General features: G+C 69.0%; 25 protein-coding genes. 13 read left to right on the forward strand and 12 right to left on the reverse strand.

The genetic code is table 11. From position 1 onward, the window contains the following. Positions 1 to 27: 27 nt before the first annotated feature. The gene (locus AKJ08_RS06460; protein ID WP_050725316.1) at positions 28 to 945 is read left to right on the forward strand and encodes a restriction endonuclease; all 918 of its coding nucleotides are present in this window, start codon (positions 28 to 30) and stop codon (positions 943 to 945) included. A gap of 24 nt (positions 946 to 969) precedes the next feature. On the opposite strand, the gene AKJ08_RS06465 is transcribed toward AKJ08_RS06460, so the two are convergent. From AKJ08_RS06465 to AKJ08_RS06475, 3 genes are all read right to left on the reverse strand, one after another. After that, entirely contained in the window at positions 970 to 1,986 is a 1,017-nt protein-coding gene (locus AKJ08_RS06465) for an NAD(P)H-dependent flavin oxidoreductase (RefSeq protein WP_205624779.1), read from the reverse strand. 680 nt (positions 1,987 to 2,666) lie between these two features. Then, a complete protein-coding gene (locus AKJ08_RS06470) occupies positions 2,667 to 2,876 on the reverse strand; it encodes a hypothetical protein (RefSeq protein WP_050725318.1) in 210 nt (69 codons plus the stop codon). Positions 2,877 to 2,988: 112 nt separating this feature from the next. Beyond that, positions 2,989 to 3,264: a hypothetical protein gene (locus AKJ08_RS06475; protein ID WP_157370530.1), complete on the reverse strand. Its 276-nt coding sequence runs from the start codon at positions 3,262 to 3,264 to the stop codon at positions 2,989 to 2,991. Between the two features lie 51 nt (positions 3,265 to 3,315). On the opposite strand from AKJ08_RS06475, the gene AKJ08_RS06480 reads away from it, so the two are divergent. The 5 genes from AKJ08_RS06480 (at position 3,316) to AKJ08_RS06500 (ending at position 7,977) form a co-directional block, all read left to right on the forward strand. Then, positions 3,316 to 3,909: a hypothetical protein gene (locus AKJ08_RS06480; protein ID WP_050725320.1), complete on the forward strand. Its 594-nt coding sequence runs from the start codon at positions 3,316 to 3,318 to the stop codon at positions 3,907 to 3,909. Next, a complete protein-coding gene (locus tag AKJ08_RS19725) occupies positions 3,906 to 4,898 on the forward strand; it encodes a hypothetical protein (protein WP_169788769.1) in 993 nt (330 codons plus the stop codon). The genes AKJ08_RS06480 and AKJ08_RS19725 overlap by 4 nt, the downstream gene beginning before the upstream one ends. After that, a complete protein-coding gene (locus AKJ08_RS19730) occupies positions 4,895 to 5,485 on the forward strand; it encodes an RNA polymerase sigma factor (RefSeq protein WP_050725322.1) in 591 nt (196 codons plus the stop codon). The genes AKJ08_RS19725 and AKJ08_RS19730 overlap by 4 nt, the downstream gene beginning before the upstream one ends. Then, positions 5,482 to 6,693: a FecR domain-containing protein gene (locus tag AKJ08_RS06495; RefSeq protein WP_050725323.1), complete on the forward strand. Its 1,212-nt coding sequence runs from the start codon at positions 5,482 to 5,484 to the stop codon at positions 6,691 to 6,693. The genes AKJ08_RS19730 and AKJ08_RS06495 overlap by 4 nt, the downstream gene beginning before the upstream one ends. A gap of 90 nt (positions 6,694 to 6,783) precedes the next feature. Next, a complete protein-coding gene (locus tag AKJ08_RS06500) occupies positions 6,784 to 7,977 on the forward strand; it encodes a winged helix DNA-binding domain-containing protein (protein WP_240475458.1) in 1,194 nt (397 codons plus the stop codon). Between the two features lie 45 nt (positions 7,978 to 8,022). Here AKJ08_RS06500 and AKJ08_RS06505 read toward each other — a convergent pair whose 3' ends face one another. Then, positions 8,023 to 8,853: a hypothetical protein gene (locus AKJ08_RS06505; RefSeq protein ID WP_050725324.1), complete on the reverse strand. Its 831-nt coding sequence runs from the start codon at positions 8,851 to 8,853 to the stop codon at positions 8,023 to 8,025. A gap of 759 nt (positions 8,854 to 9,612) precedes the next feature. On the opposite strand from AKJ08_RS06505, the gene AKJ08_RS06510 reads away from it, so the two are divergent. Next, positions 9,613 to 10,086, forward strand: coding sequence for a DUF2938 domain-containing protein (locus AKJ08_RS06510; protein WP_205624780.1), 474 nt, complete (start codon positions 9,613 to 9,615; stop codon positions 10,084 to 10,086). 18 nt (positions 10,087 to 10,104) lie between these two features. Here the strand turns inward: AKJ08_RS06510 and AKJ08_RS20630 are convergent, their stop codons facing one another. The 3 genes from AKJ08_RS20630 to AKJ08_RS06525 form a co-directional block, all read right to left on the reverse strand. Continuing rightward, complete coding sequence (locus AKJ08_RS20630) at positions 10,105 to 10,965, reverse strand: helix-turn-helix transcriptional regulator (protein ID WP_082342814.1); 861 nt, start codon at positions 10,963 to 10,965, stop codon at positions 10,105 to 10,107. Positions 10,966 to 11,029: 64 nt separating this feature from the next. Further along, positions 11,030 to 11,995, reverse strand: coding sequence for a tetratricopeptide repeat protein (locus tag AKJ08_RS06520; protein ID WP_050725326.1), 966 nt, complete (start codon positions 11,993 to 11,995; stop codon positions 11,030 to 11,032). A 347-nt stretch (positions 11,996 to 12,342) separates the two neighbouring features. Next, positions 12,343 to 13,167 (reverse strand): GNAT family N-acetyltransferase, encoded by an 825-nt coding sequence (locus AKJ08_RS06525; RefSeq protein WP_050725327.1) that lies wholly within the window; start codon positions 13,165 to 13,167, stop codon positions 12,343 to 12,345. Between the two features lie 68 nt (positions 13,168 to 13,235). Between AKJ08_RS06525 and AKJ08_RS06530 the strand changes: the two genes are divergently transcribed. Together AKJ08_RS06530 and AKJ08_RS06535 are read left to right on the forward strand one after the other, a co-directional pair. After that, positions 13,236 to 15,131, forward strand: a complete 1,896-nt coding sequence (locus AKJ08_RS06530) for a hypothetical protein (protein WP_050725328.1) — start codon at positions 13,236 to 13,238, stop codon at positions 15,129 to 15,131. A 91-nt stretch (positions 15,132 to 15,222) separates the two neighbouring features. Next, entirely contained in the window at positions 15,223 to 17,115 is a 1,893-nt protein-coding gene (locus AKJ08_RS06535; protein ID WP_050725329.1) for a hypothetical protein, read from the forward strand. A 58-nt stretch (positions 17,116 to 17,173) separates the two neighbouring features. Here AKJ08_RS06535 and AKJ08_RS06540 read toward each other — a convergent pair whose 3' ends face one another. Then, positions 17,174 to 17,542, reverse strand: a complete 369-nt coding sequence (locus tag AKJ08_RS06540; RefSeq protein ID WP_050725330.1) for a VOC family protein — start codon at positions 17,540 to 17,542, stop codon at positions 17,174 to 17,176. 102 nt (positions 17,543 to 17,644) lie between these two features. Here AKJ08_RS06540 and AKJ08_RS06545 point away from each other — a divergent pair, with 102 nt between their 5' ends. From AKJ08_RS06545 to AKJ08_RS06560, 4 genes are all read left to right on the forward strand, one after another. Beyond that, entirely contained in the window at positions 17,645 to 19,222 is a 1,578-nt protein-coding gene (locus AKJ08_RS06545; RefSeq protein WP_050727459.1) for a POT family MFS transporter, read from the forward strand. Positions 19,223 to 19,235: 13 nt separating this feature from the next. Further along, positions 19,236 to 20,129 carry an RluA family pseudouridine synthase gene (locus AKJ08_RS06550; protein WP_050725331.1) on the forward strand — a complete coding sequence of 298 codons (894 nt, stop codon included), beginning with the start codon at positions 19,236 to 19,238 and terminating at the stop codon, positions 20,127 to 20,129. A gap of 150 nt (positions 20,130 to 20,279) precedes the next feature. Continuing rightward, positions 20,280 to 20,849 (forward strand): hypothetical protein, encoded by a 570-nt coding sequence (locus AKJ08_RS06555; RefSeq protein ID WP_050725332.1) that lies wholly within the window; start codon positions 20,280 to 20,282, stop codon positions 20,847 to 20,849. Positions 20,850 to 20,969: 120 nt separating this feature from the next. Further along, entirely contained in the window at positions 20,970 to 22,532 is a 1,563-nt protein-coding gene (locus AKJ08_RS06560) for an arylsulfatase (RefSeq protein ID WP_050725333.1), read from the forward strand. Between the two features lie 28 nt (positions 22,533 to 22,560). Here the strand turns inward: AKJ08_RS06560 and AKJ08_RS06565 are convergent, their stop codons facing one another. From AKJ08_RS06565 to AKJ08_RS06580, 4 genes are read right to left on the reverse strand one after another with little or no spacing between them, the layout of a single operon-like run. Continuing rightward, positions 22,561 to 23,379, reverse strand: coding sequence for a ribonuclease H-like domain-containing protein (locus AKJ08_RS06565; RefSeq protein ID WP_050725334.1), 819 nt, complete (start codon positions 23,377 to 23,379; stop codon positions 22,561 to 22,563). After that, positions 23,380 to 23,778 (reverse strand): (deoxy)nucleoside triphosphate pyrophosphohydrolase, encoded by a 399-nt coding sequence (locus AKJ08_RS06570; RefSeq protein WP_338062185.1) that lies wholly within the window; start codon positions 23,776 to 23,778, stop codon positions 23,380 to 23,382. It abuts the gene before it with no gap. A 30-nt stretch (positions 23,779 to 23,808) separates the two neighbouring features. Then, positions 23,809 to 24,960, reverse strand: a complete 1,152-nt coding sequence (locus tag AKJ08_RS06575) for an outer membrane protein assembly factor BamB family protein (RefSeq protein ID WP_050725335.1) — start codon at positions 24,958 to 24,960, stop codon at positions 23,809 to 23,811. A 1-nt stretch (position 24,961) separates the two neighbouring features. Beyond that, positions 24,962 to 25,744, reverse strand: a complete 783-nt coding sequence (locus AKJ08_RS06580; RefSeq protein ID WP_050725336.1) for a tetratricopeptide repeat protein — start codon at positions 25,742 to 25,744, stop codon at positions 24,962 to 24,964. Positions 25,745 to 25,863: the final 119 nt, after the last annotated feature.

The raw sequence follows: 25,863 nt of genomic DNA on the forward strand, positions 1-25,863 counted from the left end.
CCGCCCCCGTTTTCACGGACCGACGACATGCCCGTTCCCGGCTTCCAGGACCTCACCCTTCCCCTTCTCCAGCTCCTCGCGGACGGCCAAGACCACCTGCACAGCAACGTGGTCGACCGGCTTGCGGATCGATTCGACCTGACGGAAGCCGCGCGAAAGGAGCTCCTTCCGAGCGGCAGACAAACGCGCTTTGCCAACCGGGTCGGCTGGGCGAAGACCTACCTCGTGAAGGCGGGCCTGGTCGCGCCGGTTTCCAGGGGACGCTACCGCCTCAGCGAAGCAGGGAAGCAGGTGCTGGCCGACACGCCGGAGCGCCTCGACGTCGCCTATCTGATGCGCTTCCCGGGGGTGGTGGAGTTCACGCGGGGAGGCGGTTCGCCGGACGGCGGGGCCGAAACGCCCCAGCCGTCGGCGGCCGCCGAGACGACGCCGGAGGAAGAGCTCGAGGCAAGCTACCAGGCGCTGCGCGCCCGCCTCGGCGCGGAACTTCTCGAGCGGGTGAAGAGCTGCACCCCCGCCTTCTTCGAGAGGCTGGTGGTCAATCTCCTCGTGGAGATGGGCTACGGCGGCTCCCGAAAGGATGCGGGAGAGGCGATCGGGCGAAGCGGGGACGGCGGAATCGACGGCATCATCAAGGAGGACCGCCTCGGCTTGGACGCGATCTACCTGCAGGCCAAGCGATGGGATTCGACAGTGGGTCGGCCCACCGTACAGGCCTTCGCGGGGAGCCTCGAGGGCGTGCGGGCGCGCAAGGGCGTTCTGATTACGACCTCGGGTTTCAGCAAGGAGGCGAAGGAGTACGTGGACCGGATCGAGAAGCGCATCGTCCTCATCGATGGCAAAGAGCTGGCCCGGCTGATGATGGATCACAGCGTCGGCGTGAGCGAGGTCGCTCGCTATGCCATCCAGAAGATCGATCTCGACTTCTTCGACGACGAAGCCTGACTCTCGGCGTCAGGAAAGGCGGCTTCAGCGGAGGAGCGCCTGGGCGTCGCGCCACCATTGCTCCATGCATTCGGATGCTGGGAGAGGGCGCGCGAGCGCGGCGCCCTGCCCGGCCCATGCCTGGATTCGGTCGAGGTCGTCGTCGCGCGTGCCCTGGACTCGCATGGCCCCGGTGAGGCCGCGCTGCACCGGGTAGGGAGCGGGCATCGGACCGTGGGCGGCTTCCTGCACGTAGCGCGTCGCGACGGCGCGGCCGAGCCTGCCGGAGAAAGCGCGTGTGGGCCGAGTGTCTTCGGGCTCGAGGCCTTCGAGGGCGTTCGCCCATGCCGGGGCGATCCCCGCCTCCGGGCAGCGGAGGAAGCCGGTGCCGACCTGCACCGCGCTCGCGCCGAGAGCCAGCGCAGCCGCGATGCCGCGTCCGTCGCCGATTCCGCCGGCGGCGATGATCGGCAAGGGCACCTCGTCGGTGATCCGGGGTAGGAGCGCGAAGAGGCCGACGCCCTGCTCCTCCGCTCGTTCGGAGTCGAAGGCGCCCCGGTGGCCGCCGGCCTCCCAGCCCTGCGCCACGATCGCGTCGGCGCCAGCGCGTGCCGCGGCGCGAGCTTCGGCAACGGTGGTTACGGTGGCGAACCAGGCGATCCCGGCGTCCCGCATCCGGGCGACGAAGGGCGCCGGATAGAGGCCCATGACCGACGAGATCGCCGTCGGCTTTGCGGCCAGCGCCGCCTCGCACTGGGCGTCGAAATCGGGCGGGGTTGCATCGCCTGCCGACTCGGGGACCTCGGGCCCCCAGCCCGCCAGGAAGCGCCGGACCTCGGCCTCCCGTGCCGGATCGCGCGTCGGCGCGGGGTCCGGGATCCAGAGGTTGAGCTGGAACGGTCCCGGGCCCCCGGCCCGGACGCTCTCGACCCAGCGAGAGATGCCCGCCGCGTCGTTCAGAACCGCTCCCATCGCCCCCATCCCTCCCGCTTTGGCGACCGCGATCGACAGGGCCGGCGGGCACGCGCCCGCCATCGGCGCGAGGAGGATCGGGAGCTCCATCCCGAAGCGTTCGCAGAAGCGGGCCGCTCGCTCGAGCGGCGCAAGACGTCGTTCATCGTCTGGTCTGCGAGGCGCCATCGTCAGAATCCTACGAGCTGTGCTCTCGAGGAGCGATCCGAAGCAGGGTTAAGGCGCTACCCGAGAGGGCGCACCGGAAATACAAGGCACCTTCGGGCCGAGCTCCACATGCCGGGGCGGGCTACGTTGTCTGCTTCTGAGCGCGCGGCTAAGGACCCCTGAAGGGGTGCCGAGAATCTCGCGAAGGCTTTCGCTCGAGCGGGCACTCCCTACCTTGGCAGCCGGCGTCTCGCCGGCGCAGGAACAGGAGTGACCATGGCTTCTCGACCCTGGCTTGTGGCAGCAGCGCTGTTGGCGGTCGCGGGATGTGGCGGTTCGAGTACCGGCGGCTCGGGCAATGGCAAGGCGGACTTCCCGATTGACGATGGCTCCGGCGGATCGGCGTGCGGTGACGCCCGCGACGCGTTCCAGGCCTGTCGCGACGCGGCCGAGACCCGCTGCGACGGGATCATGACCGCGCTCCGGGAGTGCCTGGCCGACAACAGCGGGGATCAGGGTCCGCCGCCTCCGGACTCGTCGGGCCGTCCGGCAGGGCGCCCGAACGGGGACGGCCCTCCCCCTCCCGGCCCCCCTTCTCCTCCGCCTTCGGTCCCGGAGGCGTGTCAGTCGATCGCCGACGAGCTCGCGTCGTGCCGGAGCCCCTGCAGCGACGAACGCCAGGCGATGCGCGACGCGTGCTCGGGCCAGTCGGACTGCCGCAGCGCGCGCGCAGCCGCCGAGGCGTGCATCAACTCCCACGAGGAATGCGGCCCGCCGTCCCAGTCGATCCGCCAGTGCCTCGAGGATGCCCGCGCGATCTGCGAGGGATCCAACGATTCCTCCGGTCGCCCGGGGGAGCCCTCCGCAGATTGCTTGGACGCGATCGCTGCGTGCCTTCAGGGCGTGACCGGCGATCGAGCCGCGTGTGAGGACGCCTGTGGTTCGCTAATCCGCTCGGCGCGCGCCGCTTGCGAGGACGACCAGGGCGAGGACCACGGATGCGGCCACCACGAGGACGGCGACCACCACGACGGTCATGGCGAGCACCATGGCGACCATCACGGTGACCACCACGGCGATCATCACGACGGCGATGACGACCATGGCGGCCGTGGCGACGACGACGACGACGACGACGGCGACAACGGCGGCCACCGGGACGACGACCGCGACCACCGATGACCTCAAGAGCCCTGCCCCCGTCAGGGGCAGGGCTTCCATGATCCTGCCGATCCCTGGCAACCTGGGACCGACACCCGGGAGCCATCACCGATGCGCGCTCTCTGCCTCCAGCTCTGCACCCTCGTGCTCGCCGCCACCGCGTGCGAGAGCAGTGTTGCGCTCCAGCTGGTGACGGCCGAGATCGATCCCAGGGGCTTTCGTTCCCCGCCCGTCGAGGTGGTGGCGCGGAGCGGCGACCGGCTCGTCGCGTCCGCGCCCATCGACCCCGACCGCTCGTTCCTGCTGGCGGTCCCTCCGGGCGAGCAGGTGATGCTGGCGCTCGTCGACGAGTCGGGCGCCGACCTGGCCCCGATCCAGACGCGCCCCAGTGAGGCGCTCGTCCTTCGGATTTGCCGCCCCGATCCGGAGCCGGTGGACCTCGGCAGGGTCCGCCTGGAAAAGCCGGACTGCCCTCCGCCACCCCGCTGTAGCGAGCTCCGGGGGGCGCTGGACCGTTGCCTCGAGCTCGAGGATGACGAGGTCTGCGATCACTGCCCCCCAGACGATCGATGCGACGACGAGCGCCGCGAGCTCGATCGCTGCCTGAGGGCAGGCGCCGGTTGCAACCACCCTCCGGGTGCGGTGGCGCAGCGCTCTCCACCCGAGCCCGGGATCGGCTGCGAGCCGAGCCCGCCGATTCCATGAGCCCCCTGCTTCTCGCGGTAGCCATCGCATCTGCGCCGTGTGAACCGCGGGTCGAGCTCGTGGGCGACGGCGACACGGTCTCCCCGATCGCCGCGGAGCTGCAGGACCGTGCGGTCGAGATCGGCCCGGACGATCGCTGTCGTTCGATCCGGGTCCGGGTAGAGCGATCGAGCGACGCATACCGGATCGTTCGCGAGGACCCCGGGGGCGACGGCACCTCCCGACTCGTCCACGAGCCGCGAACCCTCATCGCGCTGATCGAGAGCTGGGCCCGCGGGGATCTCGCGGCACCCCTCCTCGATCCTTCGTTGATCCCGCCGCCGCCTTCCAATGCCGCCGCCGAACCGCCCGTCGCGCTGCCAGCCGCGTCGCAGGACCAGGCGCCCGCGACCGCCCCGACTGCGATCAGCAAGGTCGAAGCATCGGCCGCCGCATGGGCGCTCGCCGCTGGCGGAGAGGTCGGCTGGACGGGCGGCGGCGACCCCGAGCTCGGGGTGGTCGCCAGCCTGGCCCTCCGGAAACACGCGATCGAGCCGCTCCTGACGATGCGCTGGGGACAATCGGGGGCTGTCCTGGAAGCAGGGCTTCCGGCAGCGCGAAGGTGGACCACCGAGCTCCTGGTGGGCGCGAGGGCTCCTTGGCGTCTCGGGGCGATCTCCATCGCGCCCGGCCTCGGCCTTGGACTCGGCCTCGACGGCACCCGCCGCGACTCATGTCGGGGCTGCAGCGGACCCGTCGTTCCCGACGATGCCAGCGTGACGCGGGCGGAGCTCCGCGCAGAGGGTTCGATCGGGGTCCTGGCCGCGCTCTCCAAGGACCTCTCGCTGGACTTCGCCCTTTCGGCCAGCGCGAGCCCCCTGGCGTCCGGCGAGCCCAGCATTCCGGGGTGGGCCGCCGACCTCGGCGACGACGCCAGGCACTTCGGCCTCCCTCCAGCGCCACGATTTCGGCTGCGTGCCGCGGCCGGCCTGAGCTGGGGGCGCTGGTGAGCCCGCGCGTCCTCCCCTTCGTGAGCCGCTCCCCGCCGCCGCCGGAGCTCTCCGACGAGGCGCTCCTGGCCGCCTGCTGCGTGGGCGATCGAGGTGCGCTCGCGGTGCTCTTCCAGCGGCATCACCTCCAGGTGCACCGCTTCTGCAGGCGAATGGTCGGCTCGGCGTCCGACGTGGAGGATCTCGTGCAGACCACCTTTCTCGTCGCCTGGACCGACGCGGGACGTTTCCGCGGAAACGCCTCCGTGCGTGCCTGGCTCCTCGGCGTCGCCGCCAACCTGATCCGCCACGAGCACCGGACGAAGCGCAACGAGCGCGGGGCCCTCGAGCGGCTCCATTGGAAGCCTCGGACCGTCGCAGCAGGCGTCGACGAGCAGGTCGCGAGGCGCGAGCTCCTCGAGCGGCTCGGCGGCGCCCTCGAGCGGCTGCCGCACGAGCTGCGGGAAGCCTTCGTCCTCTGCGAGATCGAGGAAGTGCCGGGAACAGAGGCCGCCCGGATCCTCTCGCTGCGCCCCGGAACCCTCTGGAGACGCCTGCACGATGCTCGAAAGCGTCTGTTGCCCCTGATCTCGGGAGAGGAGCCATGACCCGCACAACCACTGGCTGCCCGAGCCTCGAGACGCTCGCCCGATCCGAGGGCGGGAACCATCCGCATCTGACGACCTGCGGGCCCTGCCGTCGCACGGTTGCAGATCTCGCCGAGCTGGCGCGGGCCGCAAAGGATCTTTCCTGGGAGCCGCCGTCCGCCGAGCGGATGCGCCGGATGGAAGCGGCACTGATCGCCCTGGCACCGGACGTCGCCCCGGCGCCGCCACGTAGGCATCGGATGACGGTCGCCGGGCTATCCGCTGTTGCCGCGATCGTCGCGTGGGCCACTTTCGCCCTGTCTCCTTCGGTTGAGGTGCCGATCCGCAGCGAGATCGTGGCTACTGATGGTGCGCGATACGAGCACACAACGCGACATCCCGTCGCAACGGATGATCCCTCGCTCGACCTCGTCCGCCTGGCGGCCGGGACCCTCTCCCTCCACGTCGAGCATCTGTCCCCTCGTCAGCGTTTCGTCGTTGCCACCGCCGATGCAGAGGTCGAAGTCCGCGGAACGCGCTTCCAGGTCGTGGCGGAGGACGAACGGCTCGTCCGCGTATCGGTCCAGGAGGGCAAGGTGGAGGTCCGTGTTTCCGGCGAGGCCCCCTTGCTGCTCCTGCCGGGCGAGAGCTGGGAGCGGAGCGCGGCGCCTTCGGTGAAGGTGGCTGGAGCCATCGTGGACGCCGGTGGGCTCGGGGCGGATTTCGCCCTCGCCGCGGTCGAGCCCATGCCTGCGGCGGGTGACGCCTCGCCCGTCGTTATGCACCGGAGGTCCTCCCGCCGGCCGGCCCCCGCGCCCATGCCGGTCGAAGAGGCGGTCCGCACTCCTTCGTCAGAGGCGGAGCTAACCTTCGCCGAGGGCTGGGAGCTGCTTCGCACGGGAGATCCGGAGGGAGCCGCAGCCCGATTCGCGGCCACCGAGTCCGGCTACGCGCCACCCGGGCTCGCCGCCGACGCCGCCTATTGGCGGATCGTGGCCCTCGCCCGTGCCGGCGGGATCGTCGAGTCCGAGGCTCGGATGCGCTCGTTCCTCGAGCGGCACGGCACGTCCGATCGCGCCAGCGAGGTCTCGCTGATGCTGGGCTTGCGCCACGCCGCTCGAGGCGACGTCGACGGCGCGCGACCCCTTTTGGAGCAGGCCCGCCACGCCCCTTCGGCCCGGGTGCGCGCGCAGGCCGGCGAGGCCCTCGACCGCATCCTGACCCCCTAGCCGAAACTCTCGCCCCAAGGCGAATCGAGGATCGATCTCGTCCGCAAGGGATCGCATCCTGCTCGTCGCATGGACCGGCAGAGGGAAGCGATGGATACGGATCTCGACGAGCGGAACGTTGCCGCACGCGGCGGAATGGCGCCCTCCCAGGGCATGAAGAGCGGCTCTCGGGCGCGGCGCCATGGCGTCCTTGATCTGCGCACGCTGAACCGTGCCCTCCTGCAGCGTCAGCTCCTGCTCCGCCGCGAGAAGCGCTCCGTTGGAGACGCGCTCGAGCACCTCGTGGGGCTCCAGGCCCAGGATCCCCAGCAGCCCTATCTGGGCCTCTGGTCCCGGCTGGATGCGTTTGCGCCCGAAGAGCTCAGCCGCTCGATCGCGGACCGGCAGGCCGTACGCATCGCGCTGATGCGCTCCACAATCCACCTCGTCACCGCGGCGGACTGCCTCCGCCTGCGCCCCACGCTGCAGCCGGTCTTGACCCGAGGCCTCGACGCCAGCGCCGCCGGTCCCAAGCTGGAAGGAATCGATCGCGGGACGCTCGCCGCGGCAGGGCGTGCGCTGCTCGAGCAGCAACCAAGCACCGGCGCCGCCCTCGGCAAGCTCCTGCAGGAACGCTGGCCGGATCGCGACGCCGAGGCCCTCGCCCATGCCGTTCGCACCCACGTGCCCCTGGTTCAGGTTCCGCCGCGCGGCCTCTGGGGCAAGAGCGGACAAGCCGTCCACACCACGGCCGAGTACTGGCTCGGCCGGCCTCTGGCTGGGGGAATCCCGACGGACGAGCTCGTCGTGCGGTACCTGCGCGCCTTCGGTCCCGCCACGGCCCGGGACATCCAGACCTGGTCGGGCCTCCAAGCGCTGCGTCCCGTCCTCGATGGACTCCGACCGCGCCTTCGCTCGATGCGAGACGAGGATGGCGACGAGCTCTTCGACGTCCCCGATGCGCCGCTCCCGGATCCCGACACGCCGGCGCCGCCACGCTTCCTGCCGGGCTGGGACAACGCCCTACTCTCCCACGCCGACCGCCGCCGCATCATCTCCGACGCCAATCGGAAGGAGATCTCGAGGCCGAACGCCGTGACGCCCGGGACCATCCTCGTCGACGGCTTCGTCCGCGGCACCTGGAGGATCGAGAAAACGCGCCGCGACGCGATCCTCACGATTACGCCGCTCGAACGATGGCGGAAGCAGGAGCGCGACGCGGTCGTCGAGGAGGGAGAGGGACTGCTGGCGCTCGTCGGTGGCGAGGATCGGCAGCGGGAGGTCCGGTTGGTCGGAGCTCCGTAGCGTCGCCCTCGCCCCCTCGAGGAACGCGAGCGGCACCACCCCCGTTCAGGCGGCGAGCCGCCCTTCCACCTCGAAGGCCCAGCCGCAGGCGGCGGCCCTCTCGCGGAGGAAGCGGGAGATCTCCTCCACGCTCTTGGAGGGCTTGGACCAGATCACTTGGTTGCCACCGGGGGCACACACGAGGCTCTCGCGATCAACGGCGGGCATCTCTGCGTGGGACCACTCGCTGAGGCGGCAGCGCCGCACCAGCTCCTTGGCGGCTTCCACGTCGCCGTCGGCGAGGTCCGCGAGGATGAGCGTGCCGTAGCTGAGGTAGGCGGAGTCCTCGGCCGTCTCCAGGAGGAGGTCGCGCGACGCCGTTGGCACGAAGGTTACCACGTCCTTGGCCACGACCTTCTTCACCTTGGCGATGCGCCAGGAGATGACCTCGACCTCGATCTTGTAGGGGACGACCGTGCTGCCGAGGGCCTGGGCGAGCTCCTTGCGGATCCGGGTGCTCATCGAGTCCTTGGGCACTGGCTCGATGACGGCGACCGGGCGACCGAGCCAGGCGAAGACGGTGAGCTCACGGCGCAGCTCGTGCCACGCGATGAACTGCTGCACGTCGTCGAGTCCGCGAAACGCGAAAACGTAGCGGTCCGGCTGGCTGAGGTCGAGGACGAGAGAAGGCTGCTTCTGCCGGACAGGCGCCGCAAACTTCCGGGCGGCGGCCACCTGCTTGCCCGGCGAATTCCGGAGCCACGGGATCAGTCCGCCGAGGTCCTCGACGAAGCGGTCGCGGGTGGCGCCGAAGGCGGGGACCGCAGAGAGGATCGAGCGAAAGAAGGAAAGTCCACCGTTGCTTCGAGGCTTGTTCCAGGCCGGATTCTCGTACAACTCACAACTCCAGGGCGCCGACGAGCATCCGCTCGGCCCCCCGACCGTGTCTGCATGTGGCGCGTGAACCAGCGCCCCGCGCTCTTCGAGCACGGGCGGCGCGTCGATGTAGTGGCTTCAGGCAAGCGCCCGCTCGGCGTCAGCCGCCCCCTCTCGCCGGTCAGAGCGAGGGGTGAAACGGGACGACGGAGGTCGGAACGCGGCGCCTTGCGCGAGGGTCGCCCGTCTCTTCGGGTAACCGTCGGGCTCGAGCAGGGCTTCCGTTGCGAGGGGAGCTACCGCGCCCGTTGGGAGCGGGAGAGCCCAGCCGGCTCAGGCGCCCTCGTGGACGCGGAACTGGCACGGGGTTCGGCGGAGGGAACACGCCGGGCGGGCCCGAGGAGCGAGCCCGCTGCTACGACAGCAATACGGAGAACATCCACTTCCACTTCCTACAGCTCTTGATCCAACTGCACCGGCCGCGCCCGAGGGCACGTCCCGGCGCCTTCTACTGTCTCTCGGCCGTTCGAGCAACCCCCCTTCCGCCCGGGAGCGAGGAGCTGGCGCTGCCGCGGACACCGAGGGACTCCCGATCGGCGTCATCCGAGCCGGTCGCGGAGTCGCCGAATCAGTGGTTCCCATCCAATCCAAAGAAACGCCGATCCACGCGAAAGACCCGCCATTGAGGCATCGCGGCGCGACCGATACCTCCCATTTCGCCAACCTCGGCCTCTCCGAGGGAAAAGGAGTCATGAAATGAGCGAAGCAGGAAAGTTTCTCGTGTACGCGGCCTCGATCGGCGTCGGAGCCACCGCGTTGATGGATCTCTGGTCCCTTCTCTTGAGGAAGCTCGGCATCCGAACGCTCGACCTCGCGATGGTCGGCCGCTGGATCGGCCACTTCCGCGAAGGCGTCTTTTCGCACGAGCGGATCGTCGCGGCCGCTCCCGTCCGTGGAGAGCGGGCCCTCGGCTGGTGCGCGCACTACCTGATTGGAATTTCCTTCGCCGCGGTGCTCGTGGCGGGATGGGGCCAGGAGTGGGCACAGCGACCGACGCTATTCCCGGCGCTGCTCGTCGGGTTGGTGACGGTTCTGGCTCCGTACCTGATCATGCAGCCCGCGCTCGGACTGGGCTTCTTCGCGTCGAAGGCGCCCAACCCGCCCGCAGCCCGGCTGCTCAGCCTTCTCGCCCATTCCATCTATGGGCTCGGGCTCTACGCCGCGGCGAGCCTGCTGGCCTGGGGCCTTCGATAGCCGTCCCGAGAGCCGCGATCAAGCCGACGCGCCTCGGCCGGAGCGCCGTGTCGACGCTCGCCAGGCCGCGGGCGTCGCGCCCTGGGTCCTCTGAAAGACGCGAATGAAGTGGGTCGAATCGGCGTATCCCACCCGCTCGGCGACCACGTCGATCATCTCGTCCGAGTGCAGCAGGATCCGCCGAGCTTCGGCCATGCGGCCGGCGGTGATCCACTCGACCGCGCTCAGTCCGGTCGCCCGGGAGAGCGCTGTCGTCACGTAGGCGGGGCTGCGCCCCACTGCCTCCGCGACCTCCCGAAGGGAGATCCGCTGGAGGCAGTTCCTCTCGATGAAGCGGAGCGCATCGACCACGACGCCGGCTGCCAGTGTCGTATCGGCCTGCGGATGCATCGCGCGCTGAACGTCGTGCAGGATCAAATTCAGTAGGCTGCGCCGCGCCAGCGCCGAAGCAGCGTCCCGATCGCCCTCCATCCCTGCCATCTCCCGATGGAGGGCATCGAGGAACGGTAGCCGTGCCGGGGCGATGCGGACGATGGGTGCGGCACCGGCGCGAACGCGTTCGAAGGGTTCGAGAAGGAGCGCCCCTTCGCTCGCGACGAGACAAGGGACGCAAACGCTGATCTCCCAGCGCTCGAGTCGGTCGGACTCGATCCAGCGGTGAGGTTCGCCTGCGGGCACGAGGAAGACCTCGCCCTCGTGAACCTCCCACGTCGTCCGCTGCTGTTCGACGCGGCCATGACCCGCGAGGCACGTCACGATCACCGCGTGAGAATGGGTGACGTGCGCCCTGTGCGACGGTCGAGCGACTTCCGGCGATCGGCGCGCGACGTGGAGCTCCGAGCCGTCGGAATGGAGGTCGTGCAAGACATGGGGGCCCATTACCCAGGTCTAACGGGGATCGCGCGATTCGGCATGCCCGGGATTCGGCCTCGGCGGTCGAGAGCTAATGGCACTTGTTGAGCCCCACCGGCAGACGCGGAAGCGGCAAGGGGGCCACGTCCGAGGTGTTGGAGGGAAGGCCGGAGCGCGAGAGCATGTCCTCGATGAGCGCCAGCTCGCGAAGCGCGTTTGCGTTGCCGGGAGCGAGCTCGAGCGATTGCCGATAGGACACCCGGGCGAGCGCGAGCTCCCCGTTCTCCACCTGGATGAACCCACGGGTACGAAGGAGATAGGCGAGCTCGCAAGGGTCGTCGGATATTTCGATCCCCTCGGCCAGCCGCTTCAGCGCTTCCGGCTTCCGCTCCAGGTGGATCAGCGCTTGCGCCAGCTCGCCGTAGTAATGGGACGTGAACGGACTGAGCTCGATCGCGGTCTGCAACGGCTCGAGGGCTCGCTCGTACTCTCCTAGAGAAACGGCGCAAAAGCCGGCCCGAAAGTGGAGGGTCGCGACGCTCGGGTGCGCCCAGATGAGGCCACGCGCCCGGACGGCCGGATTCTTCGAGAGGCGCTCCAGGAGGGTGGCGAACTCCTTCTGGCTCCGCGCAGCGACGACGGGAGCGGGAAGCTCGGCGCTCTCGCTCTTCCACCGCGAGACCCCCTCGAAGAACTCCTCGGCCGACTTCCTGCACGTTTCGTCGGTGGCCGCCTCTTGCTCCGGGATCCACGCGCCGGGCGGGGGGCCGAAGGGAGATTCGTAATTCCTGTGCAGATAAGCGTGGGTCTGCGGCTCGTGCCCCGCCAGATTCGTGGCGGCCCAGGAACCGAAGCGTTCGAGGTCTAGGTCTGCGAGCCACTCCGGCGATACGAACCATCCTGGCTTCGACAAGTAGGCGACGCCATATTCCGCGAGCAGACGGGCGTCATACACTTCGACGAGCGTGTTCAGATACGGATCGGACGCCTTCGACTCCTCCTGCACCTTCTTCCACTTCCGAGCGAGGACGGCCCGCGCGACAAGCTCCACTTCCATTCCGCGCCACCGGACATCGAGACGAGCCTCCTTCGCCATCGCGTCGTAGCCGCGCCCGAGACCAATTGCGTAGGCAGCCCATGCATCCTGAACCTGCAAATCCGGTAAGGGGCGAGCCACGATCTCCACCGGCTTCGGTTTCGACGAGCTCGGGACCGCGCTCGGATTCCCGCCGTCGACGGCCGGTAGGGGCGAGGCGCTCTTCCCGTGAGCACAGCCAAACGACGCGAGCAGAACTACGAGAGAGAGCGAGTGTCGAAGTCGCAAAGGAGCCCCCTAGCGTTGAGTTTACAGTGAGTGTCGCACAGTCCGCTTCCCAGTGGAACTCGCCCGCTCGAACGTACGGCTCAGGGAGATGGAACGAGCCCTTCGCGCCGCAGAGCGAGCAGGACCTTGGTGTACGCGAGGAAGAACCCCACTCTCGTCGCGTTGCGCTCCGTCGCGATGCCCGGTTTGGAGGCGATGACCGCGTGGGTGCAGCCCTCGTCCCGTGCCTGCTGCAGCCGCCGCAGGATCAAGGCGCGCTGGATCCCGCGCCGCCGATATCGGGGAAGCACGGAGGTGCCAAAGAGGGCGCCGATGGAGCCGGACACACCCACTGCGCCTCCGCCGGCGGGCTCGCCCTCGTAGAGCGCGAGGAAGCAGCGGTTGCTGGGGCTCGAGACCATCCCCCTGGTGAGAGAAAGCAGAGGCTCCGCCAGGGCCTCGCCCTCGGGCCGGAAGCCCGACGTCGACACGTCAATGAAGGTCCGGACCTGCGCCTCGTTCGACGGATCGACGCGAGCGATCTCCAGACGGTCCGGTCCCCCGTCGGCCTGCGGTAGCGCCCCACCCCGCAGATCACGGACGAGGAGATTCTCGAAGTCTCGGACGGTGAAGCCCCGATCGGCGAGACCCCGAAGCAGGGATTCGTCGACGAAGGGGCAGATCTCGATCCGCGGCTCGACCCCTCGGTCGGCGTAGAAGCGAACCAGACGATCCAGCTCGTCGGCCTCGACGGGACCGTCCAGGCCGAGACCGACGGCCAGGTTGGCCCAGGAGCCGACGCCGTCGAAGGACATGATGCCGCCGGCGATCGACTCGGCTTCGCGCGCGAGCTCGGCTGTGGCACGGGCATGCACCCCCTCGACCAGGCGGGCGAGGACGTCGCTACGCTGAGTTGTCGCTTCCATCACGCCCTCACTTGGAGTATCTGGGGCCGGCATATCGTGCGTCATTCGATACGATCTGGAGGGGATTCATGTACCGGAATCACGTTCTTTCGTTTTTCCTGGCCGGCGCGCTCGCTGGCTGCGCCGGCGAGAAGGGCCCAGCCGGTCCCGCGGGTCCTGCCGGTGAGGCGGCGGAATCCTGCACGGTCTCGAGCGTCGACGGCGTCGCCGTGATCACCTGCCCCGACGGCACGAGCACGACGGTCACGTGCAGCGTAGAGAGCAATGGCGACGGAACCCACACCATTACGTGCCCAGGCGGTGGCTCGGTGGTGGTTCGCGACGGCGAGGAGCTCCCGCGTGGCACGCTCACGGGGACGGCGACGCGCTACGGCCTCCCCGCCATTTCCGGTATCAAGGCCGAGGTGCTCGAGCTCGATCGCTCCGCGCTCACGGACGACACGGGTCGCTTCTTCCTCGATGACATTCGCCCGGGGGTCTACCGGATCCGGTTCACGTATCCCGGCTACGCGCCGCTCGAGTTGGGGAACGTGTTGGTCTTCGGCAACCAGGTCGACGTAGGCGAATCGGTCCTCAAGGTGGGAAGGCTCATCGCCACCGGTGACATCCGGTGGGACGTGTCTCCGGACGAGTCGAAGGTGGCCGTCATCAGGGAACACGAGAGGGGAGCTCTCTGGGTAGTCGAGCTGGCCGGAGGGGAGGCGCGCATGGTCGCGCCGGACGCGTACAACCCGTACTTCCTGGACGATCGTTTCCTCGGCTACCACGCCGGCTCCGACGGGTGGGACGTGGTGGTGTACGACCTCGAGGAGGACTCGTCCACCGTGGTCGGCTCGAACGAAAACTCGTTGTCCGTCCCCGGCGGGCTGGTTCTCGAGGGCGAGTCTGGCAATCGCTTCGTGCGTCTCCCCGGGTTCGAGATCATCGAGCTCCCCGGCGCCGGGTTGAACTACGTCTCCAGGGACAGCCGCTATTTCGGTCTGACTCGCGACCACCGGTACCCGCTGGGCATCTTCGACACGGTCTCGGGCGCGGTGTTCCAGATCGAGGAGCCGGCCTTTTCCCACTTCGGTATGAATCCCTCTCGGGGCCGTATGGGCTACTTCCACATGATCGACCTCGGTCTCTGGTTCATGGTCCTCGATCCCGCCACCGGGCATTCCACGCCCATAGAGTGGGTCCCTGGTCCCGACATGGTTTCGTGGTCGGACGACGGCAACCTGGTCGGCTTCAGGGGAGAGGACGGGATTCGAATCCACGACTTCGAGCACGGCACGACCACGGACCTGGGGATCTCGGAGGGGCGGAACTTGAGCTTCAGCCCGACGGGGCGCTTCGTCATCGCGCCGAACAACTCTGGAAGGAACATCGTCGACCGCGAGACCGGCGCGATCTGGCCCGCGGGAGACGCCTGGGTGTGGACCTTCTCCGAGAGCGAGCGGTGGGCCTTTTCAAACTGGTTCTGGAAGGCGGAAGTCCTCGACACGACGGACGGCTCCCTGCACACCGTCGAATCCGCGTTCGACCAGTTCTTCCCTCTTCCTGACGAGCAGGGCTTCTTCGCAACGGCGTCCGGGAAGGCCTTCTTCTACGACCCGGTCACCGAGGAGCTGACCGACCTGGGCGAGGGCGAGAATTGGGTGCCGAACGCCGACCGGTCCCAGGTGCTGTTCACCGACCCGCTCACGGGGCACCTCTCGGTGCTCGATCTTGGGACCCGGACCACCTCCGATCTCGGAGTCCAGGGCACCGCGAACGCCCGGGCTGGCGATCACTTCCTCGTGATCACGGACATGGATCGAGGCGCCTTCGGCCTGGTCGGGATGGACGGCGCATGGCTCCCGATCGACGAGCAGCCTCAGGACCTTGAGTTGTTCCGCACCGGCTTCTTGTATCAGACGGGGGACCCGAGCCGACCGTCGGACCCTGCCGAACTCCGGCTTTTCTGGGTGCCCTATCCCTGACGAGGCGGAGATCGAACCCGATCGCCGCGTCCGAGATCAAAAATCAGAACTCAACGCATCTTGCGCAGTCGACACGACTTGGAGGGGAATCTTGTACCGACATCACGTTCTTTCGTTTTTTCTGGCCGGCGCGATCGCTGGCTGCGCCGGCGAGATGGGCCCCGCCGGTCCCGCGGGCCCTGCAGGTGAGGAGGCGGAATCCTGCACGGTCTCGAGCGTAGACGGCGTCGCCGTGATCATCTGCCCCGACGGCACGAGCACGACGGTCACGTGCAACGTAGAGAGCAATGGCGACGGAACCCACACCATCACCTGCCCGGGCGGTGGCTCGGTGGTGGTTCGCGACGGCGAGCAGCTCCCGAGCGGCTCGATCGCGGGGACGGTGACGCGCTACGGTCTCCCCGCCATCTCCGGCATCAAGGCCGAGGTGCTCGAGCTCGATCGATCCGCGCTCACGGACGACGCGGGCCGCTTCTTCCTCGATGACATCCGCCCGGGCGTCTACCGGATCCGGTTCACGTATCCTGGCTACGCTCCGCTCGAGTTGGCGAACGTGTTGGTCTTCGGCAACCGGGTAGACGCGGGCGAATCGGTCCTCAAGGTGGGGCGGCTCATCGCCACCGGTGACGTCGGGTGGGAGCTGTCTCCGGACGAGTCGAAGGTGGCCGTGTTGGCGAACCACGAGAGGGGAGCTCTCTCGGTGGTCGAGCTATTCCGAGGGGAGGCGCACATGGTCGCGCCTGACGCCGACGATCCGTACTTCCTGGACGATCGTTTCCTCGTCTACAGAACCGGCTCCGACGCGTCGAACGTGGTCGTGTACGACTATCTGGTCGGATCGTCGACGGTAGTTGGTTCGAACGTTCACTCGATCGCTGCCCTCGGCGGGCTGTTCCTCGAAGGCGAGACGGGGATCCGCTTCGTGCGTCTCCCTGGTTTCGAGACCACCGACCTCCCCGGCGTTGGGGTGACCTACATCTCGAGGGACGGCCGCTATGTGGCGCTAGCTGACATCGGCTGGCAGCCGCTGGGCATCTTCGACACGACCAGGGGCGAGCTGATCCAGCCGGAGGACCCCATGGATGCCTTCTACGCCGTGGATCCCGTCCGGGGTCAGATGGCGTACTTCCGCGAGATCGGCGACGTCTACTGGCTCGTCGTTCTCGATCCGGCAACCGGCTGGTCCACGTCGGTCGAGCCGGTCCCCGGCCCCGGGGCGATCTGGTGGTCGGAGGACGGCAACCTGCTCGGCTACATTGGAACGGACGGGATCCGGATCCACGACTTGGAGGGAGGCACGGTCCTGGGCCTGGGAATCACGGACCCGTGGGGCATGAGCTTCAGCCCAACCGGGCGCTTCGTCTTCGTGCCGACGTTTTGGGGAACGACGGTCGTCGACCGCGTGAGCGGCGAGCTCTGGTCAGTGGAGAACGGCTGGGGCTGGACCTTCACCGAGTCCGAGCGGTGGGCCTTCGTGAGAACGTGGCGGAATGTCGAGATGCTCGACACGACGGACGGTTCGACACGGTGGATCGATTCCGAGCTCGACCAGTTCTTCCCTCTCCCCGGCGAGGAGCTCTTCTTCGCAGCGGCCTACGGCCAGGCCTTCTTCTACGACCCGGTCACCGAGGAGCGGACCGAGCTGGGCGAGGGCGCGAAATGGGTGCCGAGCGACGACCACTCACGAGTGATGTTCACCGACCCGGTCACGGGGCACCTCTCGGTGCTCGACCTGGGGACCCGGACCACCTCCGATCTGGGCGTCAAGGGCGTGGCGAGCGCCCCGGCTGGCGATCACTTCCTCGCGATCACGAACATGGATCGACTCGCCTTCGGCCTGATCGGCGACGGCGCATGGTTCCCGCTCGACGAGCAGCTCGTGTACAGGGACGTGTACCGCACCGGATTCTTCTATCAGACGAGGGACTTGAGCCGACCTACGGACTCTGCCGACCTCCGGCTGTTCTGGGTGCCCTACCCCTGATAGCCGCCTGAATCGATGCCGCTCGCCGCACTGGCCGGCGGGTGGCATCGCGAGAAGGTCAGCCGACCGTGTTGGGGAAGTGCGGGTTCTCGATGACGCCGAAGGCGTTGCCGAAGGGATCGCGCACGATCGCCGTGATGATGCCCTCCCCCACGTCCTGCGGCTCGTGGAGCGACTGGGCGCCGAGGCCGAGGAGCCGGGCGTACTCCTTGCGCGCGTCCCCGACGCCCCAGTAGGCGACGCCGCCGTCCACGCCGGGCTTGGCGTCCGGCACGAGACCGAGCTCGAAGCCGGCGACGTTGAAGCCGACGTAGAACGGCTGATCGAAGTACGGGGCCTTGCCCAACACCTCGATGTACCAGGCCTTGGCGGCGTCGAGGTCCGGAGCGGCGTAGCTGGCGGTGCGCAGGCCGAGATAGTGCGTCATTCGTTCCTCCCTTGATTGCGCAAGGTTCCTGAACATCGGTTCCGTCGTCAAGGAGTTCCACGGTGGGAGCGCGCCGCGGCCTCTTCTGCTATGCAGGGCGACATGACGCCAGCCGCACCCGCCGCTCTGGACGCCCGCCCGAGCTTCCCCAGGCAGATCCCCTTCATCATCGGCAACGAGGCGTGCGAGCGCTTCAGCTTCTACGGGATGCGGAACATCCTCACGGCCTTCCTGGTCGGCTGGCTGCTCCTGGGAACGCCCGACGCCGCGCAGCGACAGGCGGACGCGAAGGAGGTCTTCCACCTCTTCGTGATGGGGGTCTACTTCTTCCCCCTCCTCGGCGGCTGGCTGGCGGATCGCTGGCTCGGAAAGTACCGCACGATCCTCTGGCTGAGCCTCCTCTACTGCGTGGGCCACGCCTTCCTCGCGTTCTTCGAGTCGAGCAGGACCGGCTTCTACACGGGGCTCTTCCTCATCGCGCTGGGCTCCGGCGGCATCAAGCCCTGTGTCTCGGCCTTCGTGGGCGACCAGTTCGACCAGTCGAACAAGGCCCTCGCACGCGTGGTGTTCGACGCCTTCTACTGGATCATCAACTTCGGCTCCTTCTTCGCCTCGCTGCTGATCCCCCTCACCCTCGACGCCTACGGGCCGAGCGTGGCCTTCGGGATCCCGGGCGCGCTGATGTTCGTCGCGACGGTGATCTTCTGGGCGGGCCGCAAGCGCTACGTGAACGTTCCGCCCGCTGCGCGGGATCCGAACGGCTTCGTGGGAGTTGCGCGGACGGCGCTCCTGACGGCCCGCGCCGGTGAAGGCCGCCCGGGCCTGGCGCTGGCCGGCGGCGGCGGGGTCTTCGCCCTGGGAACGCTGGCGGCTTCGCCCTGGCTGGGCTTCGTCGCCACCCTCTGCCTGGCGATCGTGCTCTTCCTCGCGGCCTTCGGCGGCGGCGTGCTCCTGCAGCTCGAGCGGGCCCGCGGCCTCCATCCCGACGAGGACATCGAGGGGGTGCGCGCGGTGCTTCGACTCCTGGTGATCTTCGCGCTGGTGACGCCCTTCTGGTCCCTCTTCGACCAGAAGGCCTCCACGTGGGTCCTCCAGGCGCAGAACATGGAGCTCCCGGGCTGGGCCTGGTTCAAGAGCGCGTCGCAGATGCAGGCGCTGAACCCGCTGCTGGTGATGGCGCTCATCCCCTTCAACAACCTGGTCCTCTACCCCACCCTCGGGCGCCTCGGGATCCGGGTGACGCCGCTCCGCCGCATGACGGCGGGGATCGTGTTCTCGGCCCTCGCCTGGCTCGTGGTCGGTGGGATCCAGCTCACCCTGGACGGCGGCGCCACGCCGTCGATCCTCTGGCAGGTGGTGCCCTACGCGATGCTGACCTTCGGCGAGGTGCTGGTCTCGGCCACCGGCCTCGAGTTCGCGTACAGCCAGGCGCCGGCGAAGATGAAGGGCGCCCTGATGAGCTTCTGGAGCCTGTCTGTGACGGTCGGGAACCTCTGGGTCCTCCTGGTGAACGCTGCGGTGAAGAACGAGGCGGTGACCGAGGCGATCGCGTCCACGGGGACGGGCGTCGCCGCGTTCCAGATGTTCTTCTTCTGCGCCTTTGCCCTTCTCGCGGCGGTGGCCTTCGGTCTCTACGCCAGGCGGTATCGGATGGTCGACCACTACCGCGCGGCCGCGTGACCGGAGGCGGGGCGTGAAGAACCGGGGCTTCTCTTACCGCGAGACGATCGATCGGCGCGGCGCGGGCCACGTGGTCCTCGATTGGCTGGCGGCGAGCCACCAGCACTCGAGCCGCGAGACGTGGCAGGAGCGGATCCATCGCGGCGAGGTCGAGCTCGACGAACGCCCGGCTACCGAGGGCGATCGGCTCGCCCCCGGCCAGGTGCTCGTCTGGCACCGCCCCGCCTGGGACGAGCCGGAGGTGCCGCGATCCTTCGAGGTCCTCTTCGAGGACGAAGCGATCCTGGCGGTGTCCAAGCCGAGCGGCCTCCCGACGATGCCCGCCGGCGGCTTCTACTTGAACACGCTCTGGTCGCTGGTGCGGGAGCGCGATCCGGAGGCCTCCCCCTGCCACCGCCTGGGCCGCGGGACCTCCGGGATCGTGCTCTTCACGCGGACGGCGTCGGCGAGCGCCGCCCTGTCGGCGACGTTCAGGGACAGGGGCATCCGCAAGGTCTACCGGACGCTGGCGGAGGGGGCTCCTCCCTGGGCGGAGCTCGACATCGCGCAGCCCATCGGGCCAGTGGAGCACGCGCGGCTGGGCACCATTCACGCCGCGAGCCCGAGCGGGAAGGCGGCGCGAAGCCGCGTGCACGTGCTCGAGCGCCGCGGCGACGCCTTCCTCGCGGACGTGGAGATCGAGACGGGCCGGCCGCACCAGATCCGGATCCACCTCGCCTGGGCCGGTCACCCGCTGGTCGGCGATCCGCTCTACCTGCGGGGAGGCGTTCCGCGGCCGGACGCGCTCCCTGGCGACGAGGGCTACGCGCTCCACGCCCTTCGGGTCGGCTTCCCGCACCCTTCCAACGGCGATTGGACGGAGATCGAGGCGCCAGCGCCCGCCGGGCTCCTGACTCGGGCCCCCTAGCCTGCCGGGGGGACGTTTCCGCGGAAACGCGCGGGCCATACCCGACTGCCAGGCGGGCCCTCGTGCGCCTGGCGTGGAAAGGCTCTTTCCGTTCGGTGTCGTCTATGCGACGTAGGGGGCCGGGCGTTGCAAGGCCCCGGAGGAATTGCCGTGAGACGTGCCCCGCTCCACCTGCTGCTCGCCGCGACCCTGTCGGCGCCTCTCGCGGCGCGCGCCGAAGAGGACCCCCAGGCGCCCGTCGGGACGGAAATCGAGGCCGTCGAGGCACCTCCCGCTCCTGCCCCGGCCCCTCCCCCTGCCGAGCCCGTGCCGCTGGCTGCTCAGGTCGTCACGACTGATGGCCTGCAGGTCGCCCTCCAGCCGGAGGGCGCCGGCGACACGAACGCCGAAGGAATCCCCGCCGAGGCGACGATCGTTCTCACCTCGGAGCACGCCCTCACCGACCTCCGGATCCGCCTGGTGGACGAGGCTGGGAAGCTCGTCCCCTCCGACGACCGCGCGACCATCGGCAAGGGCACCCGCTACGAGCTCCGGCCCCAGGGCGGCCTGGTGACCGGAACGCGCTATCGCCTCCTGGTGGACGGAAATAGCAGCTCCCACCCCTCGAGCGTCGACGGGACCACGTTTGCCGGCCGCAGCTTCTCGTTCCGAACCGCCGGCGAGAAGCCGGCGCCCCCTCCTCCGCCAGCGAAGGCGCCACGGAAGGCCAAGCGGCGGTAGCGGCAAGCGCCAGTCGCCACGCGACGACAGCCGACACGATAGGCGAAGGAGGCCGAGAGCGCTCCTTGCCCGCTCCGGGGCTGTGCATAGCTTCGAGGTTCCGCGAACAGGAGCCTCGACATGGCCGCTTCTCGAACAACGGCGGGCCCGAAGCCCAACGTCCTCGTGATCTTCGGCGACGACATCGGGATCTGGAATCTCTCCTGCTACAGCTCCGGGATGATGGGCTATCGCACGCCCAACATCGATCGCATCGCCGCCGAAGGGATGCGCTTCACCGATTTCTACGGTGAGCAGAGCTGCACCGCGGGCCGCGCGTCGTTCGCCACGGGGCAGTCGGTATTCCGGACGGGATTGAGCAAGGTCGGGATGCCGGGCGCCGACGTGGGGCTGCAGGCGGGGGATCCGACGATCGCCGAGCTCCTCAAGCCGCTGGGCTACGCCACCGGCCAGTTCGGGAAGAACCACTTCGGCGATCTCAACAAGTACCTGCCCACGATGCACGGCTTCGACGAGTTCTTCGGGAACCTCTACCACCTGAACGCCGAGCAGGATCCCGAGGATCCGGACTACCCGGATCCGAAGGACTTCCCCCACTTCCGGGAGCGCTTCGGCCCACGCGGTGTGCTCCACGCCTGGGCGACGGACGAGGACGATTCGACCGAGGAGCCGCGATGGGGCCGGGTCGGCAAGCAGCGGATCGAGGACACCGGCCCGCTCACCATCGAGCGCATGAAGACCTGCGACGACGAGTTCGTGGGGGCGGCGAAGGACTGGATCCGGCGGCAGCACGGCGCGAAGAAGCCCTGGTTCTGCTGGCTCAACACGACCCACATGCACCTGCGCACCCACACGAAGCCGGACAGCGTGGGCCAGGCGGGGCGGTGGCAGTCGCGCTACCACGACACGATGATCGACCACGATCGCAACGTGGGCGAGATGCTGAAGCTCCTCGACGACCTCGGCATCGCCGACGACACCATCGTCGTCTACAGCACGGACAACGGGCCCCACATGAACTCGTGGCCCGACGGCGCGATGACGCCGTTCCGCAGCGAGAAGGACACCAACTGGGAGGGCGCCTTCCGAGTTCCGGCGCTGGTCCGCTGGCCCGGCAGGATCCCCGCGGGGAAGGTGTCGAACGACATCGTCTCGCACCACGACTGGCTGCCCACGTTCCTGGCGGCGGCGGGCGAGTCGGACATCGTCCGGAAGCTGAAGGCCGGACACCAGGCCGCCGGAAAGACCTTCAAGGTCCACATCGACGGCTACGACCTCCTTCCCTACCTGACGGGGAAGGAGGAGAAGGGCCCGCGCGAGGGCTTCATCTACTTCAACGACGACGGCGATCTGGTGGCGCTGCGCTACGACAACTGGAAGGCCGTCTTCATGGAGCAGCGGTCCCCTGGGACGCTGGAGCTCTGGGCCGAGCCCTTCGTCGCGCTTCGAATCCCGAAGCTCTACAACCTGCGGACCGATCCCTTCGAGCGCGCCGACACGACCTCCAACTCCTATTGGGACTGGTACCTCAGCAAGTCCTACCTGATCATGGCGGCCCAGTCGGTGGTCGGCCGCTTCCTCGAGACCTTCGAGAAGTTCCCGCCCCGTCAGAAGGCGGCGTCCTTCACGATCGATCAGGTGATGGAGAAGATGGAGCGCTCGATCAGCGGCTACGGTCGCTGAGGGGGGCCGAGAGCCAGGCCCCTGCAGCTCAGAAGCGCGACCGCAGCTCCCCGAGGATCTTCGAGACGTCGTAGAGGACGTCGCCCCTCTCGTAGATCCGCACCGGCTCGATGGGCAGCCCGGTCTGCTCGACGAGCCGGTTGTAGCCGATGTCGAAGAGGGGCCGGAGCTGGATGGCGTCGTAGAGGTTGTATTCGACCAGCGTGCAGAGCGCGCCCAGGTCGCGATCGTCATCCCAGCGATGCCAGAGGCGCACGGCCTCGTATCCGTCGACGCCCTCCACCTCGCCGGGACGGGTGAGGCCCAGCCGCGCCTCGATCTTCTTGAGCCCACCCTGCTCGCCGAGGCGCTTGAACACCGAGCGCAGGTCGACGTGGACGGGCGGGATCGGCAGGCCGGGGAAGGCGCGCCGGAGGACGGGGAGGTCGAACGAGGCGCCGTTGAAGGTGACGACGACGTCGTAGCCTTCGAGCATCTCGCCGAGCCCGTTCATGCTCACGCCGCGGACGAACGCGCGCGGGCCGTCCTCGCCGTGGACCGCCACGGAGGTCACGACGTCGGTGAAACCGTCCGTCTCGATGTCGAGGAAGCAGGTCCGCCCGAGGGCCCAGGGCCAGAGACGCCAGTGCTCGGCCGGCGAGATCCGCCTGGCCAGGCCTCGCACGTCGCCCTCTTCGAAGAGGGCCTGGAGCTCGTCGATGCCCCGGCGCAGGCCGTCGTCGAGCCGAGGCGACAGGAGGACGCCAGAGCGAGGGACCTCGTTCCACGACCGGATCCCCTTGGCCCAGAGCTCCCGCTCTCGGGACGGCCCGATGCCGGGGAGGCCGCGGAAGGTCGAGGTGATCATCTAGCCGAGCTCGCCCGACGCGAGGAGCGGCAGGAGCGGCAAGTCGGCCTCGCAGAAGGGAAGCTCGGGCAGCCGCGAGCGCTCGACCCAGGCGAGCTGATGGGCCTCGTAGGGCTGCGGGACCGCGTCCGGGGACATGCGCGCGCGGTACAGGGCCAGCTCCACTGCGAGGTCGGCGTAGACGTGGGCGGTCTCCCAGAGCTTGGGGCCCACCTCCACCTGGACGCCGAGCTCCTCGGAGCACTCGCGGGCGACCGCGGCCTCGTCGCTCTCGCCGGCCTCGACCTTGCCGCCGGGGAACTCCCAGAGCAGGCCGCGGCTCTTTCCCGGCGGCCGCTGCTGCACGAGGATCGTCTCGCCCCGCGACAGGAGCGCCGCCACTACCCGCACGCGCTTCACGCTTCGGACCTCACCGCTCCGACGGACACTTCAGCGCTTCTCCGCGACGAGCTCGAGCCGGTAGAAGAAGCCCAGGTCGGAGAGCGCGTAGATCGTGGACCCGATCGTTCCCGGCGGCGTCGAGAAGCCGGAGCCGGGATGGAAGCGCCCGAGGGGCTTCCCCGTCTCGGTGGCGGCGATCAGGATCCCCTCCGGACCGGACATGAGGACCACGCCGTTGATGACTACGGGCCTCGTCACGAAGCTCTTGCCCAGATCGATGGTCCACGCGGGCGCGCCGCTGTCCGCCTGGAAGGCCCTGGCCTTCCCTGCCCCGCCGACGAGGAGGAGGCCGCCCGAGGGCGTGAGCGAAGCGGCACCCTGGGCATCGGCCCGCCAGCGGATCTTCCCGTTCGCCGCGTCATAGGCGTAGACGCCGTCGTTGAACACCGTGGCGTAGACCACGCCGTTCTGGACGACCGGTGCGGCGAGGGAGTTCGGGAACTTCTCCAGCGAGCGCCCTGCCCCCTGCGTCTGCCAGATCACCCGGCCGTCCTCTGCGCCGAGGGCGACGACGGCGCCGTCGGAGAACCCGGCGTACACGCGGCCGTTGCTGAGCGTGATGGCGGTTCCGCCGTGGACGCCGAGGGCCGTGGGCGTGCTGCGGCGGTAGACCCAGAGCGGATCGCCGGTGGCCGGATCGAGGGCGTGGACTGCGTCGTGGTCCGTGCCGACGAAGACAGCCGAGTCCGTGACCGCCGCACGCGCGAGCACCTGCCCGCCGAGGTTCTGGGTGAAGAGGAATTCGCCGTTGAAGCGGTCGATACCGTAGAAGAAGCCGTCGGTCGTACCGATGAACACGGCCTCTTCGCTGATCGCGGCGGAGCCGACGGGAGCCGCCTTGAGCTGGCGATTCCAGAGCTCCCGATCCCGCGCGTCGAACAGCCGGACGAGGCCGTTCCGCGACCCCACGAAGACGTCGCCGTTGTCCGCCGCGACGGACGGGCCGGCGATCTCCCTGGGCTCGTAGCCGAGGAGCTCACGCTCGGTGAGCTCCTTCTTCCACTCGACCCTCACCACCCGGTGGCGGGTGGCGATGGCCCTGCCGCGCTTGACCTCCGGACGATCAGGGAGGCGCGAGGCCTCAGCGGCTCCGGAGAACGTCAGGAGCGTCGCCGCGGCGACCAGCGGCAGGGCGCGCATGCTACTTCCCGTCGTCGGCTGCGGCCTGGGCGGCGGCAGGATGCCGGAAGTCGAGGGCGGCGAGGCGATCCGAGCTGCTGCGCGTCACCGGGCTCTCGGCGTAGCCGTCCTTGAGCTCCTGGTAGAGCTTGCGGGCGTCGTCCCACTTCGACTGCTGCTCGAGGAGGCGCGCCTTCCCGAAGAGCGACCGGTCCTTGTAGGTCGGCGCCTCGGCGGCGAGGCGATCCATGGCGGCCATCGCGCCGTCGAAGTCCTTCTTGCCCTCGAGGGCGAGGGCCCGGCCCTCGAGCCCCATGAAGCGCAGGCTGTTGGAGCGAGGGGCCTTGGCGAGGAACTCGTCGTAGAGGGCGAGCGCCTCGTCGAAGCGGCCGAGCTTGAACTGCGCGTCGGCGAGGGAGAGCGTCGCGCCCATGGCGCTGCTCGAGCCGGCGTGATCCTTGCGCAGCTGGGTGAGGGCATCCGCCACGGCCTGCTGCTTGGCGGCCTCCGAGGGGAAGGTCTCCTCGGGCTTTTCACCGGCCTCGGCGGGAACGGCGGCGGGATGGGCGTCGACCCTCCGCTGCGCGAGCTCCAGCGCGCTGGAGAGCGCCCCGCCGGCGGTAGCGTCCACCTTCGCCTCCGAGCTGCCGAAGACGATACCCAGGGTGACGATCACGACGAGGGCGATGCCGCCCGCCGTCGCGGTCTCACGGGGATGCGTCTGCGTCCACTCCAACCACGATCCGGTCGTCGTCTCGAACTTGTCGGGGCTCTGCAGCTCCCGCTTGGTCATCTTGGTTGCCAAGGAATCGCGCCTCCTGGTTGGCGGCCTGAAAATCCGCGCAACCGTAGAAAAACCCTGTTGGAACGTCAACGGAGAACAGAACGCTCGATGGCGTGCGTTCGCATCCCGACGGCTCGGAG

The sequence above is a fragment of the Vulgatibacter incomptus genome (assembly GCF_001263175.1).
In the GTDB taxonomy this organism is placed as follows: Bacteria; Myxococcota; Myxococcia; order Myxococcales; family Vulgatibacteraceae; genus Vulgatibacter; species Vulgatibacter incomptus.

Coding starts and splice junctions, on each gene's coding strand:
- AKJ08_RS06460 (WP_050725316.1), top strand. CDS start 28: ATGCCCGTTCCCGGCTTCCAGGACCTCACCCTTCCCCTTCTCCAGCTC.
- AKJ08_RS06465 (WP_205624779.1), bottom strand. CDS start 1,986: ATGGAGCTCCCGATCCTCCTCGCGCCGATGGCGGGCGCGTGCCCGCCG.
- AKJ08_RS06475 (WP_157370530.1), bottom strand. CDS start 3,264: ATGGAAGCCCTGCCCCTGACGGGGGCAGGGCTCTTGAGGTCATCGGTG.
- AKJ08_RS06480 (WP_050725320.1), top strand. CDS start 3,316: ATGCGCGCTCTCTGCCTCCAGCTCTGCACCCTCGTGCTCGCCGCCACC.
- AKJ08_RS19725 (WP_169788769.1), top strand. CDS start 3,906: ATGAGCCCCCTGCTTCTCGCGGTAGCCATCGCATCTGCGCCGTGTGAA.
- AKJ08_RS06495 (WP_050725323.1), top strand. CDS start 5,482: ATGACCCGCACAACCACTGGCTGCCCGAGCCTCGAGACGCTCGCCCGA.
- AKJ08_RS06500 (WP_240475458.1), top strand. CDS start 6,784: ATGGATACGGATCTCGACGAGCGGAACGTTGCCGCACGCGGCGGAATG.
- AKJ08_RS20630 (WP_082342814.1), bottom strand. CDS start 10,965: ATGGGCCCCCATGTCTTGCACGACCTCCATTCCGACGGCTCGGAGCTC.
- AKJ08_RS06520 (WP_050725326.1), bottom strand. CDS start 11,995: ATGGAAGTGGAGCTTGTCGCGCGGGCCGTCCTCGCTCGGAAGTGGAAG.
- AKJ08_RS06525 (WP_050725327.1), bottom strand. CDS start 13,167: ATGGAAGCGACAACTCAGCGTAGCGACGTCCTCGCCCGCCTGGTCGAG.
- AKJ08_RS06530 (WP_050725328.1), top strand. CDS start 13,236: ATGTACCGGAATCACGTTCTTTCGTTTTTCCTGGCCGGCGCGCTCGCT.
- AKJ08_RS06540 (WP_050725330.1), bottom strand. CDS start 17,542: ATGACGCACTATCTCGGCCTGCGCACCGCCAGCTACGCCGCTCCGGAC.
- AKJ08_RS06545 (WP_050727459.1), top strand. CDS start 17,645: ATGACGCCAGCCGCACCCGCCGCTCTGGACGCCCGCCCGAGCTTCCCC.
- AKJ08_RS06560 (WP_050725333.1), top strand. CDS start 20,970: ATGGCCGCTTCTCGAACAACGGCGGGCCCGAAGCCCAACGTCCTCGTG.
- AKJ08_RS06565 (WP_050725334.1), bottom strand. CDS start 23,379: ATGATCACCTCGACCTTCCGCGGCCTCCCCGGCATCGGGCCGTCCCGA.
- AKJ08_RS06575 (WP_050725335.1), bottom strand. CDS start 24,960: ATGCGCGCCCTGCCGCTGGTCGCCGCGGCGACGCTCCTGACGTTCTCC.